At 57.7% G+C, this 17,352-nt stretch carries 17 protein-coding genes; 4 read left to right on the top strand and 13 right to left on the bottom strand.

Annotated elements, in window-relative coordinates; genetic code table 11:
• A complete protein-coding gene (gene glf, locus O7A05_RS15360) occupies nt 1–1,182 on the bottom strand; it encodes a UDP-galactopyranose mutase (protein ID WP_337093907.1) in 1,182 nt (393 codons plus the stop codon).
• Nucleotides 1,176–2,117 carry a hypothetical protein gene (locus O7A05_RS15365; RefSeq protein WP_337093908.1) on the bottom strand — a complete coding sequence of 314 codons (942 nt, stop codon included), beginning with the start codon at nt 2,115–2,117 and terminating at the stop codon, nt 1,176–1,178. Before O7A05_RS15365 ends, glf begins: the two co-directional genes overlap by 7 nt.
• A gap of 163 nt (nt 2,118–2,280) precedes the next feature.
• On the opposite strand from O7A05_RS15365, the gene O7A05_RS15370 reads away from it, so the two are divergent.
• Nucleotides 2,281–3,210, top strand: a complete 930-nt coding sequence (locus O7A05_RS15370) for a hypothetical protein (protein ID WP_337093909.1) — start codon at nt 2,281–2,283, stop codon at nt 3,208–3,210.
• A gap of 67 nt (nt 3,211–3,277) precedes the next feature.
• Here O7A05_RS15370 and O7A05_RS15375 read toward each other — a convergent pair whose 3' ends face one another.
• From O7A05_RS15375 to O7A05_RS15395, 5 genes are read right to left on the bottom strand one after another with little or no spacing between them, the layout of a single operon-like run.
• A complete protein-coding gene (locus tag O7A05_RS15375; protein WP_337093910.1) occupies nt 3,278–4,033 on the bottom strand; it encodes an MBL fold metallo-hydrolase in 756 nt (251 codons plus the stop codon).
• A 3-nt stretch (nt 4,034–4,036) separates the two neighbouring features.
• Complete coding sequence (locus O7A05_RS15380; protein WP_337093911.1) at nt 4,037–5,101, bottom strand: ABC transporter ATP-binding protein; 1,065 nt, start codon at nt 5,099–5,101, stop codon at nt 4,037–4,039.
• Complete coding sequence (locus tag O7A05_RS15385) at nt 5,098–5,880, bottom strand: ABC transporter permease (RefSeq protein ID WP_337093912.1); 783 nt, start codon at nt 5,878–5,880, stop codon at nt 5,098–5,100. The genes O7A05_RS15380 and O7A05_RS15385 overlap by 4 nt, the downstream gene beginning before the upstream one ends.
• A 2-nt stretch (nt 5,881–5,882) precedes the next feature.
• Complete coding sequence (locus O7A05_RS15390) at nt 5,883–6,728, bottom strand: ABC transporter permease (RefSeq protein WP_337093913.1); 846 nt, start codon at nt 6,726–6,728, stop codon at nt 5,883–5,885.
• 8 nt (nt 6,729–6,736) lie between these two features.
• Nucleotides 6,737–7,819 (bottom strand): polyamine ABC transporter substrate-binding protein, encoded by a 1,083-nt coding sequence (locus tag O7A05_RS15395; protein ID WP_337093914.1) that lies wholly within the window; start codon nt 7,817–7,819, stop codon nt 6,737–6,739.
• A gap of 93 nt (nt 7,820–7,912) precedes the next feature.
• On the opposite strand from O7A05_RS15395, the gene O7A05_RS15400 reads away from it, so the two are divergent.
• Nucleotides 7,913–8,527: a TetR/AcrR family transcriptional regulator gene (locus tag O7A05_RS15400; protein ID WP_337093915.1), complete on the top strand. Its 615-nt coding sequence runs from the start codon at nt 7,913–7,915 to the stop codon at nt 8,525–8,527.
• 29 nt (nt 8,528–8,556) lie between these two features.
• On the opposite strand, the gene O7A05_RS15405 is transcribed toward O7A05_RS15400, so the two are convergent.
• Nucleotides 8,557–8,757: a DUF2905 domain-containing protein gene (locus tag O7A05_RS15405; protein WP_095767588.1), complete on the bottom strand. Its 201-nt coding sequence runs from the start codon at nt 8,755–8,757 to the stop codon at nt 8,557–8,559.
• A 385-nt stretch (nt 8,758–9,142) separates the two neighbouring features.
• Between O7A05_RS15405 and O7A05_RS15410 the strand changes: the two genes are divergently transcribed.
• A complete protein-coding gene (locus O7A05_RS15410) occupies nt 9,143–10,423 on the top strand; it encodes a tyrosine-type recombinase/integrase (RefSeq protein WP_337093916.1) in 1,281 nt (426 codons plus the stop codon).
• Nucleotides 10,424–10,449: 26 nt separating this feature from the next.
• Here the strand turns inward: O7A05_RS15410 and O7A05_RS15415 are convergent, their stop codons facing one another.
• From O7A05_RS15415 to O7A05_RS15435, 5 genes are all read right to left on the bottom strand, one after another.
• On the bottom strand, nt 10,450–11,193 hold the full coding sequence (locus tag O7A05_RS15415; RefSeq protein ID WP_337093917.1) for a hypothetical protein: 744 nt from the start codon (nt 11,191–11,193) through the stop codon (nt 10,450–10,452).
• Nucleotides 11,194–11,635: 442 nt separating this feature from the next.
• On the bottom strand, nt 11,636–13,414 hold the full coding sequence (locus tag O7A05_RS15420) for a hypothetical protein (RefSeq protein ID WP_337093918.1): 1,779 nt from the start codon (nt 13,412–13,414) through the stop codon (nt 11,636–11,638).
• Nucleotides 13,415–14,170: 756 nt separating this feature from the next.
• Nucleotides 14,171–15,142, bottom strand: a complete 972-nt coding sequence (locus tag O7A05_RS15425) for a hypothetical protein (RefSeq protein WP_337093919.1) — start codon at nt 15,140–15,142, stop codon at nt 14,171–14,173.
• 105 nt (nt 15,143–15,247) lie between these two features.
• Nucleotides 15,248–15,841 carry a hypothetical protein gene (locus O7A05_RS15430; RefSeq protein ID WP_337093920.1) on the bottom strand — a complete coding sequence of 198 codons (594 nt, stop codon included), beginning with the start codon at nt 15,839–15,841 and terminating at the stop codon, nt 15,248–15,250.
• Between the two features lie 444 nt (nt 15,842–16,285).
• Nucleotides 16,286–16,717 (bottom strand): hypothetical protein, encoded by a 432-nt coding sequence (locus tag O7A05_RS15435; protein WP_337093921.1) that lies wholly within the window; start codon nt 16,715–16,717, stop codon nt 16,286–16,288.
• 122 nt (nt 16,718–16,839) lie between these two features.
• On the opposite strand from O7A05_RS15435, the gene O7A05_RS15440 reads away from it, so the two are divergent.
• The gene (locus O7A05_RS15440) at nt 16,840–17,079 is read left to right on the top strand and encodes a helix-turn-helix transcriptional regulator (protein ID WP_337093927.1); all 240 of its coding nucleotides are present in this window, start codon (nt 16,840–16,842) and stop codon (nt 17,077–17,079) included.
• The last annotated feature ends 273 nt before the right edge of the window (nt 17,080–17,352 follow it).

Below are 17,352 nucleotides of genomic sequence, written 5' to 3' on the forward strand. Positions count from 1 at the left end.
TCAGGAAGGCCGGCCTCTCATCGACACGGTCTCCGATCGACCTTCGAGATACGGCACGAAGACGGTCTCGAATGCCTTGAGCGCCGCGCCGATTGCCTGGTGCATGTCGAGATAGCGGTATGTTCCGAGCCGGCCGCCGAAGTGAGTGTTTTGTTCGCGACGTGCGCGCGCCAGGTAGCGCTCGTAGATACGTTGGTCGGCGCGGGTGTCGATAGGATAGTAAGGTTCGTCGCTGCGGCGAGCAAAACGCGAGAATTCGCGACCGATCAGCGTCCTGTCGCCTTCAAATTCACGCTCTGGGTTGAAATGCCTGAACTCGACGATGCGCGTGTAAGGCACGGCTTCGTCGGCGAAATGCATGATCCCTGTGCCTTGATAGTCCGGCGTGTCCACATGTTCGAACTCGATGTCGATTGTCCGCCATCCGAGGTCTCCTTCGGCGTAGTCGAAATACCGGTCGATGGCACCCGTGTAAGCGATGGGAATATTTTTGGGTAGCGATCCTTTGATCTGGAAGAAATCGACGCCGAGCCTGGTCTCGATTAGCGGGTGCGCAAGCATCTTCTGGAAGATTGCCGTATAGCCTTCGAGCGGCTGTCCCTGGTATCGATCGTTGAAATAGCCGTCCTCGAATGTATAGCGCACCGGCAAACGCGCGATGATCTGCGGCGGAAGCTCGCGCGGGTCGGTCTGCCATTGCTTGGCAGTGTAGCCTCTGATGAGCGCCTCATAGAGCGGGCGCCCGATAAGGGAGATAGCTTTCTCCTCGAGATTGGCCGGCTGCCGGTCGCCGAGTTCGGACGATTGCTCGGCAATCAGCGCTCGCGCTTGATCCGGGCTGAGCCGTTTGCCGAAGAACTGGCAGATCGTCGCAAGGTTGATCGGCAAGGAATAGATCTGATCGCGATATGACGAAAACGCACGGTGCCGATAGGAGTTGAATTGCGTGAAGGCGTGCAAATAGTCCCAGACCTCTTTGTTGGATGTATGGAAGAGGTGAGGCCCATAGCGATGGATCTCGACGCCGGTGGCAGCGTCGGGCTCGGTGTAGGCGTTGCCGCCTATGTGCGTGCGTCGATCGATCACCAGCACACGGCGGCCCAGCCTGGTTGCAACACGCTCGGCAAGCGTTGCGCCGTAGAATCCCGCCCCTACGACAAGAAGATCGGCGCCATTCAACATGGCATTGCCCCGTCGGCAGTCCGAACCTGAGGCGGCTCGAGCACGATGGTCGAGAGTTCGGTCGCCTTGAAATGCTGTCGGCGAACATGCCGCCACAGCGTTTTCTTCAGTCGATACACCTGTCTAAATGCATTTAGCCGTCGGGCGTAATGCAGCATCATGCGCAGGCCTATGGCAGTCTTCGATCGCCAAAGGCGCCCTTTTCTGTCCACGGCCTCGTAGGAGATCGGATAAAATTCATCCAGGCCAAATCTGGCCTTCAACTGCACGTATTCCGCCTCGGGTGTAAGGCCTTTTTCCAACATCGTTCGGGCAAGCGCGCTTCCGACAGGGCGCGTGTGACGAATTGATAAACCATCGAACACGGCGGACTTGCGTCGATTGTCCGGCCCCAAGCGCGTCCAAATCGAATCAAGGCCGAAGCCGCTCATTGAATGTTCGAAGAGCGGCAGCATCTTGATCAGCACGTCGGCTCTGATGCAGGGAGCCATAATCTCGACCTTGTCCACGAAGCGGAACTCGAAGCTGTCGCAACGCATGAACGGCAGATGCGAAAAATAGCTGTCGAGCGTCAGAGAGGGTTGGCCGACATCGAGGTCGAGCCGGCGCATATTCGCAAATATAGCCTCGATTGTTCTTCGATCTGCTTCGAGATCATCGTCCGGAAGCCAGAAATACCGATAGCGCTGGAGCAGGTCCGGTTGCTGACTGAACAGCGCGAAAAGGCCGTCAAACTTGCCGCCTTTCCAGTCCACTCGTCTTTCGTAAGGCAGTCTGAAGGCCGATGGATCGGATCCGTAATAACTAACGATCAGGTCGAAGTCACATCCAGGCTCATCCGCGCCCCAACGACGATGCAGGGAATGGTCGCCGGCTCTGACGATCACGAGATTGCGGTGGCTGGTCGGCTGCGGAGATCTGCTGATGGTGTTCATGCTTCGATGGGCTGCTTTGCTGTTTCGCGGCACTTACACCAAAGTTGCTCGCTTCAAAAGGTTTGAACGCTTGGAACGCTTGCCGCAAGACCGGCGGCCGGTTATCGACTGACGGGGCTAGTTCGGCATTTGCGCAAAACGTCCCGTGTCAGGATGGCTCTCCATGAAGCTGAACGTCGTTACCCCGGCCGGACGTGAGAAATATCTTGGCGTGCTTAGCCACTATGTCCTGAAGAGTTCTCGTGTGCACGAATGGCATCTGTGGGACAACTGCCGCAACGAGCAGGATCGCGCCTATCTCAGACAATTGGCGAGCGGCGATTCGCGGATCAAAATCAAGACGTTGCCCGGGGCCAATGGAAGTTTCGACGCCATCGGACGGTTTTTCCGTTTCTGCGACGATCCGGATGCTTTCTATCTGAGGCTGGACGATGACATCGTGTTCCTCGAGGACGGTTTTTTCGAAAAGTACATAGAACGGGTGCTGCCCGAGCGAGGTTCGGCCCTGTGGTATGCGCCGCTCATCATCAACAACGCCATCTGCAACACATTCATTAAACACCTCTCTGCGGTTCAGATCGAAGGGCCGCTGACTTGCCAGGCGATGTGCCCATTCTCATGGTCTCATCCAACTTTCCCGCTCGCGATGCATCCGGTGCTGATCGAAGCGGTGCGCACCGGCCGGCTGGGCGATTTCCGGGTGCCCGACCGCGAAGTCAAGGCGTCGCGTTTTTCCATCAACGCGATCGGCTTTTTCGGTTCGGAGATCGTTGAACTCGGCGACCTTTTTCACCCACTGGGAGACGAAGAAGAGTGGTTTTCCGCCGTCCTTCCCGTCAAACTCGGACGGCCGGGCAAGGTTTTCGGCGATCTGATCGCGGCGCACTTTTCCTTTTACCCGCAAGAGAAGGCGCTTCTGGGCACTACGATCCTTGAGGATTATTACGATCTCGCCGGGCTGCCGGCGCCTATCTACAAGAAGACGGTGGTGCGGTTGAAGGATCGGTTGAGGTTCTGGAAGAAGAACCGCAATGGAACTCCGCCGAAATATACGATCACGCTCCAGAAAGATCGGGCGGATCCAAAACGGTAAGAGGGCAGCGTCGAAAGAGCCTGTTCGCATTCGGAAGGCCGACCGTATCGTCCGCCGTCGGTGTTCTTCACCTCGGCAAGTGGCACCCGGCCTTACGCTTGCCAGCGACGTATTCGTCGATGAGTTGCCGGTAACGCGCCTTGCCGAAACTCGGAAAATGACCGCCATGCACGACCGAGACGTCAAGCTCGCGCATGGCAAGCAGCGTCTCGACATAATCGCAGATGTCTGAGTGGTAGACATCGTCGATCAGCGGCCCGTCATAGATGATGTCGCCCGACAGCAGGATACCGGTCCTTTTCTCGTAAAGCGCGATGCCGCCAGGCGAGTGGCCCGGCGTGTGGATCACCTCGAAGGCGCGGTCGCCGAGATCGACGACGTCGCCATGTTCGAGCAGCCGGCCGGCCGGCGCGGGCAGGATGCGGTAGCGCGCCGTGTCCCAGCCTTCCGGCGCGCCGTCGAACATCTCCTCATTGGCATAGCGGTCCGCCACCGTCCATTCGTTGCGCGGATCGGCCAGGATTGCCGCTTCGGCCGAATGCACGCAGCGCTCCGGAAATTCGTGATGGCAGCCGATATGGTCGAAATGCGTGTGGCTGGCCACGCAAGTAAGCTTGCGCTCGCTCACCAGCGGCACATGGCGCCTCAGGCTGAAATGGCCGAGGCCGGTGTCGAACAACAGATCGCGGTCGCGCCCCCGCACATGCCAGATGTTGCAGCGGAAGAACGGCTTTATCCACGGCTCATGAATGAGCGTGATGTCGTCGCTCATGCGGATGGTCTCGTACCAGTCCGGAGCCTCGATGACCGGAAGCATGCCCATTGATCAGTCCGCCAATAAGATGATGTCTTGAGCCTGGCACGAAACCGGGATCGTGTCGCCTGCCTGAACAGCGGCGGAAGCGGGCGCCTTCGCGATAAATTGCAGTGCAGGATCCAGCGCCGACGTGGCAAGAACGCGCTTGAAGCTGCCCTGGAAGACGACATCGCCGACCTTGGCCATGCCCAGCGCGACATCGCTCTTCGCATCACCGAGAACCATGTGCTCGGGTCGGATGGCGAGCGCGACCGTGGCGCCGGCAGGCGATGCACCGGGCAGTGAAATCGGCCCGAGCGCCGTCATGGCCGTGACGATCCCGTTCTTCGCCTCGGTGACGGTGCCGGCAAGGATCGTGCTCTCGCCCATAAAAGTGGCGGAAAAGCGCGTCGCCGGCCGCGCATAGACCCGCTCGGGCAGGCCTTCGTCCTCGATACGGCCGTCATTCATCACCACGCAATGGTCGGCCAACGCCATCGCTTCCTCCTGGTCGTGCGTGACGTGGATAAAGGCGGTGCCGACGCGCTTCTGGATCGCCTTCAGCTCGTCCTGCATCTGCCGGCGCAGTTTGAGATCGAGCGCACCGAGCGGCTCGTCGAGCAGAAGCACCGCCGGCTCAATGACCAGCGCGCGGGCGAGCGCCACGCGCTGGCGCTGGCCGCCGGAGAGCTGATGCGGCTTCTTGTCGAAGGCGGCCGCCAGCCCGACGAGAGCGAGCGCCTCGCGCGCCTTGGTCGCCCGGGTCGCGCCGTCGACGCCCTGCATGCGCAGCCCGAAGCCGACATTGCCGCCGACGCTCATATGCGGGAATAGCGCGTAGTCCTGGAACACGGTGGTCGTCGGACGCTTGGCCGGCGGCAGAGCGGTGCAATCCGCGCCGCGGATGAACACTTTGCCTTCGCTGGGCGTGACGAAGCCGCCGAGGATCGAAAGCAGCGTCGTCTTGCCGGAGCCGGACGGCCCGAGCAGGATCGTATAGCTGCCGGGCTCGATGGCGAGCGAGACGTTCTTCAGCACCGCTAGCTGGCCGAAGCGGTGCGAGACATTGCGGATGTCGACGAGGGGCGCGCTCATGCCGGCTTTCTCCGCAACAGCGTCAATTCGAAAAACACCACCAGGACGATGGAGACGGCAAAGACCAGCGAGCCGACGGCATTCGTCTTGGGGTTGAGGCCGGAACGCAGCAGGTTCCAGATCTCCACGGGCAGCGTCGTCTGGAAGCGGGTGAGCAGGAAGGAGATGACGAACTCGTCCCAGGAGAAGGTCATCGACAGGAAGAAACCGGCGAAGATCGCCGGCGCCATCACCGGCACGGTGATCATGAGCAGCACCTTCCACCCGGCGGCGCCGAGGTCCCGAGCGGCGCGCTCGATGTTGATCTGGTGATCGCCCATCTGGCTGTAGATGATGGCGAAGCAGAGCGGCAGGTTGATCACGACATGGCCGATGCCGGCCGCTAGCAGCGATTTCGGCACGCCGGCCCAGTTGAACAGCACCAGCAGACCCATGCCGATGATGAGATAGCTGACGGTGAGCGGCAGCGTGATCAGGCCGCGCAGGATGGCCGCGTCCGGCAGCACGAAGCGCGCGAACCCCCAGGCGGAAAGAAAGCCGAGCGTGACCGAAGCGAGCGAGGAGAGCACCGCCACCAGCAGCGAATTGAGGAGCGCCGAGGTGAGCCGCGCGTCCGACAGCACCGCCTGATACCAGCGCAGCGACGGGCCGGTGAAGGGCGGGATCGGGAAAGAGGTCGCCTGCAGCGAGAACAGCACCAGCACGACCACCGGCAGGAAGATGAAGCCGTAGATCGCGACGGCGTAGACCCAGGCGGCGAGGCGGACGGCGGCGCGCATGGTCAGGCCCGCTCGATTTTCAGCCAGCGCGCGCAGGCGAGATAGGCGATGGTCACCACAGCCATGAGGATGATCGACAGCGCCGAGGCCAGCGGAAAATCGCCGCGGCGGCCGATCTGCATCATGACGAGCTGCGGCATGACCAGCTCGTTGTTGCCGCCGAGGATCTGCGGCGTGATGTAGTCGCCGATGCAAAGCACGAAGGTGAGGAAGGCGCCGACCACGATGCCCGGCAAAGTCAGCGGCAGCACGACATGCAGGAAGGTGCGCAGCGGCCCGGCGCCGAGATCGGCTGCCGCCTTGCGATAGCTCGGGCTGAGCTGCTTCAAATTGGCGAAGATGGTCAGCGTCAGAAGCATCACGAAGAAATGCACGAAGCCGGTGACGGTGGCGAAACGCGTATTGGCAAGCTGCAGCGGCTCGCCGATCAGGCCGATGCCGGTCAGCGCCCGGTTGATGACGCCGTTTTGCGCCAAAACCAGCAGCCAGGAATAGGAGCGCACGACATAGGAGGTCCAGAACGGCAGCACGGCCAGCATCAGCGCCAGCCGCTGCCAGCGTTCCGGCACTTGTTCCGCGAGGATCCAGGCAAAGGGATAGGCGAGCAGGATCGAAATGACGGTGACGATCGCCGTCACCTCCAGCGAGTTCACCATCGCCCGCCAATAGGACGGGTCCGTGAAGAACTGGCTGTAATTGGCTAAAGTGAAGCCGCCGCCTTCATGCGCCGTGAGGCTGGAAAATCCCATGGCGATGAAGGGCAGCACGAAGAACGCACAAGTCCACGCCAGCGCCGGCGTGACCAGCGCCCAGGGCAGGGCACGCGAATTGTTTCCCGCGAACGCCATCGGACGGTTTACTGCGCCTGCAGCATCTCGGTCCACATATCCTGCATCTTCTTGTCGAGATCGGCGTTCGGGGCCGGATAGGGCTGGGCGCGGGCGAGGAAGCCGGGCTGCTCGTCGAAGCGCAGGATCTTCTTCTGTTCTTCGGTCAGCGCCGCCTTCTTGTTCGAAGGCATGCCCCAGTAGCAGGAAGAGGTTGCAACCCGCGCCTGGCCTTCAGGGCTCAGGATGTATTGGATGAACTTCAGCGCCATGTCCTTGTTCTTGGAATCCTTGAACATGGTGAGCGACTGCGACCACAGCACAGCACCCTCCTTCGGAATCGAGAAGTCGAGCGCCGGGTTTTCCTTGGCGAGCCCAGCCGTCACCCATTCGCCGCCGCCGACCAATATGTCGACTTCGCCGGTGGCGAGAGCGGTCTGGCTGGCCGTGACTTCGCCGACCAGCTTGGCATTGGCCTTCACCTTGAGCAGTTCGGCCTTGAGCGCCGGCAGGTCGGCCTCGGTGAGGTCGGCGGTCTTCTTGCCGATGGCCAGAGCGGCCATGCCGATCACCGGCAGGTAGTAGTCGTAGATCGCGATCTTGCCCTTGTATTTGTCGCCGGTAAGCGAGGCCAGCGACTGCATGTCGGCCGGGTCGACCTTGGTCTTGTTGAAGCCAATCGTGTTGTAGCCGAACTTTTCGGTGATGCCGTAGCGCTTGCCGTCGACAATGGTGGACTTGTCCATCTTCACTTCGGGGAAGAGGTCGGCGAAAGGCAATTTGTCCTCGGGCAGCGGCTCGAACAGGCCTTTCTCGACGCCGCGGGGCACGTCGATGGAATCGATCACCATCACGTCCCAGTCGCCGGGTTGCGACTGGTCGACGATGGCGAGCCCCGCGCCGGTGCCCTCGAATTCCTTGACGTTGACCTTGACGTTGTTGGCCTCCTCGAAGGGCTGCAGCAGGGCCGGGTCGGAATGGTCGCACCAGATCAGCGCGTTGAGATCGGCCGCCTGGGCGCCTCCGGCAGCGAGGAGCAGCGCCGCAGCCGCGCAAGCGGCTGAAAGATTAGACTTCAGGGTGGAAAGCGGAGTCCGGGCGTTGACGGTCATCGAGTGTTCTCCCTGCCTTGCTGGCTTGTTGGGAGAAAAGTTGAACCAATTCTAAAATTGAGTCAATTATGATTTTGTGGCAGAGAGGCCGATATGAGCGGATTGCGCGAACGGCAGAAGGCGGATAGGCACCGCCGCATCATCGATGCGGCAACCACGCTGTTTCGCGAGGCCGGTTATGAAGGCGCCAAGATCGAGGCGATCGCCGCGCAAGCCGAGGTCTCGATCGGCACCATCTACAATTACTACCAGAACAAGGGCGACATCCTCGGTGCCATCGTGTCGATGGAAGTCAACGAGGTGCTGAATGCCGGGCGAGGGGTGGTCGCCAGCCCGCCCGCCAATGTCGGCGACGCGCTGGACACTTTGATCGGCATCTATATCGAGCACTCGCTGAATTATCTGAGCAAGGAGATGTGGCGCCAGGCGATGGCGATCTCGACGCAACTGCCCGACAGCCCCTTCGGCCAGGCCTACACCGGGCTGGACCGGGAATTGACCAAGCAGATCAGCGCGCTGATAGTCCGCCTGCAGGAACTCGGCCTTGTGCGCCCGGACATCGACGGCCCGGCGGTGGGCGAGCTGATCTTCAACAACATGAACATGATGTTCATCGAGTTCGTGAAGCGCGATGAGGCGAAGATACCGGAGCTGCGCGCGGCGATACGGCGGCAGAACAGGGTGCTCGTGGCGGCGATTGGGGTGTGAGTGCGAAAAACGCTACCGCCGAAGTGCCGCTAACGGTTGATCAGCCATAGGATCGCCGAGACCACGACGCTGATCAGTATTCCCGTGGTGATGGGAACGTAGAGTCTGAAGTTCTCCCGTTCGATCACGATATCACCAGGCAACCTGCCAAGGCCGATCCGGCCCACCCAGGGCCATAGCAGACCTACGGCAACCAAACAGAGACCAACGATGATCAGGGTTCGCGACATGGCGGCATCCTGCCGGAATAGCATCCTGCCGGAAATATAGAGCGACGGATCTTGCTGGCGGGGCTGCTTCCCCGCATCTGCGTCACGCCACTAGCGATCATAACAGGCGTGCTCAGCCGCGTGCGCTCGCGAACAGCGTTTGTTCGAAGGGCATTGCGGGCGTCTCCGCTACAGGATGGTGCCCCCGGCAGGGATCGAACCCGCGACCTTCGGTTTACAAATTTTATGCCAGAGCACCCCATAGGGTAACGATCCGTAACGAAAAGCGTGAGAATTGCATTAAAATCATACAGTTAATTCGGTAAGAGCACCGGTTTGCATAACGCTCGATAACGTGGAATAACATACCCCAGTTTACCCCTGAGGTTACCCCGGAGCGAGACCGATGGCCAATTCGATCCCTGGACAATTCAAAAAAGCCGCTGCCTTTATAAACAGCTTGAAGCCGGCGCTTGCCCGGCAAGAGATACCGGACAGCGCCCAAGCCGGTCTCTATCTCGTCATGCAGCCAAGTGGCGCCTTGTCCTGGGCTGTGCGGACTAAGATCGATGGCAAAGCGTCAAAAGTGACCATCGGACGCTATGACGAGATGGGCAGCGCCGACGACCGAATTGGAACCCTCATCTCGCCGACACAAGCATTGAACGTCACGCAAGCCCGCACCATCGCCGAACGTGTCCGCAACGACGCGAAGCGCGGCAATGATCCCCGTATGCAAAAAATCGACAAGACAGGTCTTGCCGCGTGGTTCGATGATTTCGTCAAGACCGCTCGGAAAACCGGCTTCAAGGGGAGGGCGGTCAAAGCCTCAACCGCCGACGAGTACGAACGCATTATCGCAACCAATATCAAGCCGCACTGGACCCATATCACCGACATTCGGACGATCGACTACCGCGATGTTGAAAAGCTCTTGGACAAGCTGACGCCTGGCGCCCGGCGCAACGTATTCGCTGTACTTTCCGCGTTCTTCCGCTGGAAGCCGGTTGCGCGAGCGATCGGCCGGAACATCATTCAGCTTGCCGAAGCGCCGCCAAAACCTCAGAGCCGCGCCCGTGTTCTCGCACATGAGGAAATCAAGATCGTTTGGCGGGCTGCCGAGAACTGCGGCTATCCGTTTGGGCCAATGGTGCAGCTGCTCTTGCTGACAGGACAGCGCCGCGATGAAATTGCCGAACTCAAGTGGATCGAGCTATCCGACGAATTCGACGCCATCACGCTCGAAGCATCGCGTACGAAGAATGGTCACCCGCATATCGTGCCGCTGGCGCCGCTGGCGAAATCAATCATTGAGACATTGCCAAGGCTCACGGACGCAGACGGGAACCCGTCCGAATACGTGTTCACGACAACAGCCAAGACACCCTTCAGCGGCTTTTCCAATGGCAAGAAAGCACTGGACAAACATTGCGGCGAACCGCCCTTGCCTGACTGGCACCTGCACGATTTGCGCCGCACATGTGCAACGGAGCTCGCAAAGCTTGGCGTCAAACAGGAAGTGACCGAAGCGATCTTAAACCATAAGACCGGTAAAGTGAGCGGCGTTGCCGCAATCTATAACCGGTACGAGTATGAGGACGAAAAGCGGGATGCTTTGGAGCAATGGGCAATCCGTATGCTGGCAATCACGGTGGACAAGGTGGCAGTCTTGAGAAAGTCTGCCTAGCGGGAATTTCGGCCCTCACGTTATCTCTACTCCACAGGCGGTCGGCCGCGTTCGACAAGATTATTCGCACGCCTAAGGTAAAGCTCGATTTCTCCCAACGTACCGAGACGCGGAGGATTGACGTCGCACCCCTCCGGAATTTCGACCTCATGTTCCGTACCTTGGGTCAAAACCTTGACGAAGGACGTCGAAATCTCAGGCGACCATTCAGCATAGAAACCATCGACCCTTCCGACCCGGACTACGGCTTCGTCGATTTGCAATGCCGAAATCTTTCGTTCGAGGCGTTCAAACGTGTCCATATCGACATAGAGGTAAAACACAACGGTGTCAGGTGTGACCAGATCTTCAAAATCTATTTCGATTGAGTAGCTAACCGTCCCCCATACCTTCCCATTCCTTCTTTGATCCACTTTGTTTAACGGCTCGATGGAGAGTTGAAAATTGGAGATAATGCGACTAGTTCGAAACATCGAATACACGGTCTTGTGGCGGTCCGAGGTGTCTCGGACGTCACCCGGAACCAGTGTTGCGGTGATCCGGCGTTCGACGTTCATCGTCATGGCACCGTCAGGGTCGCCGTCATCTTGTGCGCCAATTCTCTCGCCTATGTTAAGCTCGATCGCTGTGAAATAGAGGCTGAACCCCCAAGGGATGTAATGGTCGCCGACAGCGCCGTTATCATCTACTTCTTGCAGGGACCATTTGTAGAGGCTGTTATATTCGGATTTTGGGTTCAGAAATATTTTCCCGTGAAGTTCCATATCCATATTCGCCCCCCCTGACATCGCCACTATGTAATCACAGAATGCTTGGCGCGTTTCACTTTTTCCATACGGCAGTGCTCTTTGGCTCGGCAATAGCAACTGTGAGACCCCAGTTTTACCCGTTGGTTTACCCCGGTCCTTAGCAGCGCACCATTTGGACCGCCAGGTTATTGACTTTAATGCGAAAACGGGTTGGTGAGCATCAAATCTCGGATTTGGCGCCAAAAGAGAAGACACGGTAAGGCTAAACCGAACTTGCCCCGGAGTAGTTCGAATGCCACCCCTAACCGGGGGAGGTTTCCCCCGGGCGGCCGAAGAGGCTCACGACGGTCAGTGGGGCCCCAGGGCGTATGGGCCAGCGCCTCCCAGAAAGTATCGCGAGCGGTGTCGGCAACTTGCTACGATTTCATGTTAAGAGCCTATACATGACGCCATAATAAGTGGACTAGGCGGCCCGCCGAATTTGGCGCCTTCCGTTAACGTTTTTGGAATGCCGGACGCTCGGTTGTTCGTGGTCCAGTCGAGCAGACTCAGCACGCCGGACCGACATAGGTCTGCCTTGCCGTCGGTCGAGCAAAATTCCCTCCCGAGTTAGCGCTGCCTTAACGTGAGGACGCTCCAGCGCTTGCCAGACGTTGACAGGTGCAATTCCCACAGCGACAGCAAGCTCTTTGATCTTCACGCCTTTACCCTGAGGTCTCTTTTCAGCAATGTTCCGCAGAATGCGGACAAGGGCTGCCTCATTGATGCTCAGCTCGACGGGCAACGGACGCCAGTCAACGATTTGAGCCCCAGGGAAGGCCTTCTGCAATATATCTTCATCGACTGAGACCGATGCTCCGTTTCCTTTGGTCGCAAAGATCACATCCAGTCGACATCCAATCGGCACATCACCGTCTACAGCTTTGCGAATGGCTCCGCGTCCGGCCGCCTGGAAAAGATGGTGTGCGATCTCACTTCTGTGGAATGCGTCAATCTCCAATTCGGTTAGATGCTGCGTGGGGCTCAGGCCACCCGAAGCGCGTGCCATGGCCTCGGCCTGAGATGACGTGTAACGCAAAAGTCCTGCCACAATCACGTGCTTGACGTGGGAGTAGTCGTTGACGGCTAGGTGCCGGCCCCATGTCAGGAACTCTAGTGCCGGCGGCTTACGGTTCTCATTGTCGAAACGTTTCTCAACTGCCTTGCGAATTGCCTGTTCCATGTTCTGGTAAGGCTTCGCGGGCTTTCGAACGACTATCAGGATCGGTGCGGCTGGGTCTGCTTCGGCAACGGCCTCGGCAACCCCGGCCGCCAACCGGGATCGTGTCTCATTGCGAACGTAGGCGGTTTTCCCGGCGGCATGACGCCAATGACGGATCGTCAAATTGCTGTAGGTTTTGCCCGGAGATGGAAGCATGGTCAGGTTGTGGCGGCCTTGGTTCCACATGTTATAACTAAGTCTAAGAGAGCCGCTTGCGTCTAAGACGAGCAGTGGCGGAAAGTCGTTGGGCAAAATTTCCTCGTAATGAAGTGCGACCGCGCCAGCGCTGGCGTCATGCCTCAGGTGTGCCGTTGCTTCGGACATGCGCGTCAACTGATCGACAATCCACATATCCTTGTCGTCGTATGGCGCTGCGTCGTCATTTGGGTTCGGAAGATTGAAATCTGGAATAGCGATTTCGTCGCCGACCGAACTGCCTTTCATCTTAGCAACAAATGCCTCAAGGGCATCTCTTTGCTGCTTGTAGCCGGCTTTGGCGAGGGGAGACTTCAATCGGTCGATGTCATCCGACGACAACACAATCTGGCAAGCCGGGAATATGGCTTCATCCCAAACGCGCACAGATCGAGGGTGCCCTTGGAAATAGAACCCTCGCATGTGCTTGAAAGCGAGACCCTTGCTTCTCAGAGAAAGAAGCTTCTGCTGGGTTGTGAACAAGACTTGTGCGCGTTCATGCCGTCTTTCTCCCGGATAGGCGTCCTCGCCGACCCCCAAACCATTAAGTTCTTCACGGTTTTTCCCTACCCGCACGGCGAACTGATGGTCCGCGAGCCCCATCTCATTTACCAACACCGGGATTTGATCGAGCGTATTCGTCAAAATGATAATGCCAGCCGGATTGCCCGTTCGTCGACCAATTCGAATGAGCTCTTTCGTTGCCTCAATTAAAGTCGTCGTCTTGCCCATGCCCGTGGGAAGCGCTGACAGAAAGTACTTTGGAGGCGCAACCCCAAGTGCCATTGCTTCAATCGTCTCGATTATTGCGCGAAGACCGGCCCAATGCTCCGGGGAAGGGGCGTGGCCAAAACTAAGAAACCGATCGCGCAACGCTGCTTCAACATTTCCGCCGAAGTCTAGATAGTCTGAGTAGCGCGCTTGGGCTCGCTCGATTGCTGCCCGCTGGGAAGCGGTGTGATGAGCCGCAGTTCGAACGGACGATCTCATAGCAGTGACTTCCCGCGAGGCCGGGACGCTTCCCAAGCCGTAAGCTCGGATAAACTCCAGTAGCGGTTTCTGCCTATGTACAGCGGCTTCGGAAAGTCACTGGTGCGAAGCCAACGCCATAGCGTCATCAGGCTGACGGAATAGCGTTGGGCCACCAGGGATGCGGTCAAGAATTGAGTGCTGAGTTCATCGGTTTCGATGCGGGCCGTGCCCGCCCGAACAACCATTTTTCAGACAAGCACGGAGCGCTGCGATATTGCAGGCACCGGCACAATACCAAGAATTGGGACCATGGAATTCTCCTGTCGATTGTCGTGCGATTTTGCCGCGTAATCAGTGTCGGGAAATCACATCAAAGAACTGCCAGAAAGATAGGTTCAATCGAACGCAGTTCAAGTGATTAAACGTCTGATTTAGTTGCCGTTTAAACGAATGCATACCTCAGCCGGGAGGAGGTTAATGGATGTGCATTCGGATAGGTGGGAGTCGTCTTATATCCCTCCCCATCTTGCCAGACTCGCCTATATTGGACGAACAGCTAGCTAGCACTGTTTACTGCCGGCGCCGCACTATGGAGCCAGGCGCGAAAAATCTCGTTTCCCTACCGAAGCCAGCAATTTCGTCCAGCATCTCAATCAGGTCGTCACTCTTTTTCTTGTGCTCCAAAAATTGCGCTTGTCTGAAGGCCTCCGTCAGTTTCGGCGCCTTCCCGAGGAAAAATAACTTGTCCTTCGAATAAACTTGCGTGATATCATTTATCCAGTCGACCATCCAAGGCGCCGCCAGCAATGATGCGCAATTCGGCGTTGGCCGCATTGACATTGGCGTGCAGAAATAGACGCACAGGTGCGGCGTCAGCGGGATAAGTGTTCTCCCGCTAATCCTGTTCCCAGCCAGCCCGTTGGTCATCCAATCCAGACTGCCATCTCCAAAAATAAAACGATCCCAAGGTGAATGCAGAAGCACAAAGTATTGGTTCGAAATTAATCCGGTTTGACACAATTTCTTTGCAAGCGCGTAGCGCTGCATCATGTTGAGTTTACCTACTTCCTCGTCGGGTGGGCGGCCGACGAACCTTGAATAGCTCTCATATCGCGAGCGATTTGCCGGGCTCCGGATAAGCAGCGAGTGCATCAGGAGGAGGAGGTTCCGATGGAGCGTTTCATCTAGATGGTAGTACTTACACCTATCGCGCAAGGTGGTATTCTTCTTGAAACGAAGCTTTATGAGCGAAAAGAATTCCCTGGGTGTCCACCCGAACGGTCTAAGTGCTTTCAGGGCTGCGATTATTTTGTGAACTTCGTTGTCGATGTCAAACTCGGCTTCGAAGCTGCTTTCCCAAGCACTTCCCCGCAGGATCGTATGCCCATGTATCTTAAAGCCGATCTTCCGGTTTGCGGTGCGCTTCGAAATTATGTTCCCACTCGGTTCGATCCATGACACATCACCGGCATAGTTGGCCCAGTGACTTTGCAGCCCCACAGGCCACCAATGATGGTTTTTCGACTTCTGGGTGCCCGACATACTGCCCCCCCGCAGACCAATTGAAGTTTTCACGCTGGGCGTCGAATGGCGAAGAGCGACCGTAGCGTCGCTTGTGATCGTTGAGAAGTCGGGAAGACGGCCTTGTCAGCCAAGCAGCTTTTCTTGTCGGGCACGATCCTCTGCGAACTGATCTTGTGCCCATTTTGCGCGACGCTCCAATCTCTCTGCAGCGTCCGGGTTGGGTTGGCTGGCTAAAAGCCCATGCTCTGTCCTTAATGCCTCCGCGAGCCCCCACGCTGCCAGACCAATATCTGCAGCGACGATCGCAACGTGCTTTTCGGCATCGTCTTCGACATACTCAATAGCATCACGGAGCACCCTTTGCTGGCGATCACGCTCACTGCGAAAATTTAGGCAACGGCCAACGAGGTTCTGGTCGAGCGATCTCCACCCGTCGATGTCGTCCGGCCAAGGTTCAAAAGTCGGGAGTGTGATGCTCCAATTGGGTAAGGGCTCGTCAGGGAATTCCTCTGCGTATTCGTTGTCGTATACCAATTGCGCGCACTGGTCAGTGAAAGTCTCCAGCATCACAGCGATGCGAAGTGCGAGGAAGTCGGCTTTTGTTTTCCTTGTCCAGCGCTCAGTCAGATATGCGGTACTCGCCTGGACAAACGCGGAGCCAAGGCCTGCGCCCACGACGATCTTCAACAAGTCACCAGTGCTGGTAAGCCAATCCATAGCGGAACCCGATCCTTGATAGGCCGCCTATCTCATTCGCTTGCGCTGGCAGCAAATCTTTCGTCCTTCGCTATCCGACGACATTTTCTGTCGGATTACGCATTGATATTTCTGTAGATTGTTTCCTACCGGATCGTAGCGAAAGAAGGTAGATTTTCGGAGAGGGCTGCCGGCCTCCGAGGCGGTGCCGTTCATAGCTCCGCGTCGAGGGCGGTTTTCCTCAGACTTTGCCAGTAGAGCTCATTTGCTGGAAATTCTCTCCAAAAACCGTCAATCGCAGCCATTAGAGAGCGCCAATCATCAATCTGGAGAGCCACGATATGCTGGAAAGCCTCAACTTCTTATAGATGCTGTCCTGGCCCCAGTGGACGGGAGGTGGCCAAATGCAACTTCAATTCGTCGGGATCGTCGAAGACCGTAACGGGACCGGCTGAGAAGTGACCGTCAATGTATCGTTGGGTTAGCCCGCCAAGTGAGATTGCATCCCCAATGTCGTTGAAATTCGCGTACTCGTCTGAGGATCTGATCCTTAAACAAAACCAAAATGGCGATGAGAAACAAACCCGATTGCGATTGGAAAGTCAGGGACCAATTGGAGGCATAGGACGCCGCAAGGACAAACGCCGCCGCCACCACGACTCCAGGCAAAGACTGGAGCAGCGTTCTAGGCAATACAAGGACCTCGACCATCAAGGCGGCTACCCTGCTGAATAAGGCCAGGAAAGTCTTAGTCTCTGTTGGTCGTGCTTGATGCCCCTGCGCCCAGAGCGCGAACATGACCGCTTCAATTACCGCCCTTTGGTCAGGCGTCTGCTTTGCGATGCCGCTTGCCGCCAGAGCGCCATTCAACCCGCCTCCCTGACCGGTTGCGGCCAATCCAATTACTCCTCCGATTGACCCCTTGGTTGGCATCTTCAAAGCCTTCTTGCCGAAGCGAACGGCGGCATTTTGTTCAGTATATCGAGGTGTATATTTTGAGCACTGGGTTCGCTTCCCGCATGGATTTGCGGGACGTGTTGGCTGCTAACTTGCGACGATTGAGGCATGCAAAGGGGCTGTCTCAGGATGACCTTGCGTATGAGGCAAACGTCAGCAGGAGCTATCTCAGTCAAATCGAGAAGGGCAAATATTATGCTAGTCTAGGATCATCGAGCAGCTTGCAGAAGTGCTTCAAGTCGAGGCTTCGGAACTTCTTAGGCCTCCAACCAAGCATGGGCAGAGTTAGCCGTCACCTTTAGTTCAAAGCTGGAGAGCCGTGATCCACCCATGCCTGCTTCGGCACCTCCGAGCAAGTAACCACCCTTCCGCTGCTGAAAAGCGCCGCCGCTCAATCTAGACCCAGCGGCCTTCCCGTGGCTACACGGGAAGGTAATCTTATTGAGATGTACGCCTCCGGCGAGGGCCGCCTTGCGCGAGCATGGCATGGTAGCGAGGCTGCGCTCTTAAGGTCGTCCTTACGAGCGTAGTTAGCAGCACAGCATGAGCCATGTGACGTTATTGACCGGGCCTGA

Source organism: Mesorhizobium argentiipisi (SeqCode), assembly GCF_037179585.1.
Taxonomy (GTDB): domain Bacteria; phylum Pseudomonadota; class Alphaproteobacteria; order Rhizobiales; family Rhizobiaceae; genus Mesorhizobium; species Mesorhizobium argentiipisi.

Excerpts from the sequence above, each read along its gene's own strand:
- glf (WP_337093907.1), bottom strand. The coding sequence starts at position 1,182 with ATGTTGAATGGCGCCGATCTTCTTGTCGTAGGGGCGGGATTCTACGGC.
- O7A05_RS15365 (WP_337093908.1), bottom strand. The coding sequence starts at position 2,117 with ATGAACACCATCAGCAGATCTCCGCAGCCGACCAGCCACCGCAATCTC.
- O7A05_RS15370 (WP_337093909.1), top strand. The coding sequence starts at position 2,281 with ATGAAGCTGAACGTCGTTACCCCGGCCGGACGTGAGAAATATCTTGGC.
- O7A05_RS15375 (WP_337093910.1), bottom strand. The coding sequence starts at position 4,033 with ATGGGCATGCTTCCGGTCATCGAGGCTCCGGACTGGTACGAGACCATC.
- O7A05_RS15380 (WP_337093911.1), bottom strand. The coding sequence starts at position 5,101 with ATGAGCGCGCCCCTCGTCGACATCCGCAATGTCTCGCACCGCTTCGGC.
- O7A05_RS15385 (WP_337093912.1), bottom strand. The coding sequence starts at position 5,880 with ATGCGCGCCGCCGTCCGCCTCGCCGCCTGGGTCTACGCCGTCGCGATC.
- O7A05_RS15390 (WP_337093913.1), bottom strand. The coding sequence starts at position 6,728 with ATGGCGTTCGCGGGAAACAATTCGCGTGCCCTGCCCTGGGCGCTGGTC.
- O7A05_RS15395 (WP_337093914.1), bottom strand. The coding sequence starts at position 7,819 with ATGACCGTCAACGCCCGGACTCCGCTTTCCACCCTGAAGTCTAATCTT.
- O7A05_RS15400 (WP_337093915.1), top strand. The coding sequence starts at position 7,913 with ATGAGCGGATTGCGCGAACGGCAGAAGGCGGATAGGCACCGCCGCATC.
- O7A05_RS15405 (WP_095767588.1), bottom strand. The coding sequence starts at position 8,757 with ATGTCGCGAACCCTGATCATCGTTGGTCTCTGTTTGGTTGCCGTAGGT.
- O7A05_RS15410 (WP_337093916.1), top strand. The coding sequence starts at position 9,143 with ATGGCCAATTCGATCCCTGGACAATTCAAAAAAGCCGCTGCCTTTATA.
- O7A05_RS15415 (WP_337093917.1), bottom strand. The coding sequence starts at position 11,193 with ATGGATATGGAACTTCACGGGAAAATATTTCTGAACCCAAAATCCGAA.
- O7A05_RS15420 (WP_337093918.1), bottom strand. The coding sequence starts at position 13,414 with ATGGCACTTGGGGTTGCGCCTCCAAAGTACTTTCTGTCAGCGCTTCCC.
- O7A05_RS15425 (WP_337093919.1), bottom strand. The coding sequence starts at position 15,142 with ATGTCGGGCACCCAGAAGTCGAAAAACCATCATTGGTGGCCTGTGGGG.
- O7A05_RS15430 (WP_337093920.1), bottom strand. The coding sequence starts at position 15,841 with ATGGATTGGCTTACCAGCACTGGTGACTTGTTGAAGATCGTCGTGGGC.
- O7A05_RS15440 (WP_337093927.1), top strand. The coding sequence starts at position 16,840 with ATGGATTTGCGGGACGTGTTGGCTGCTAACTTGCGACGATTGAGGCAT.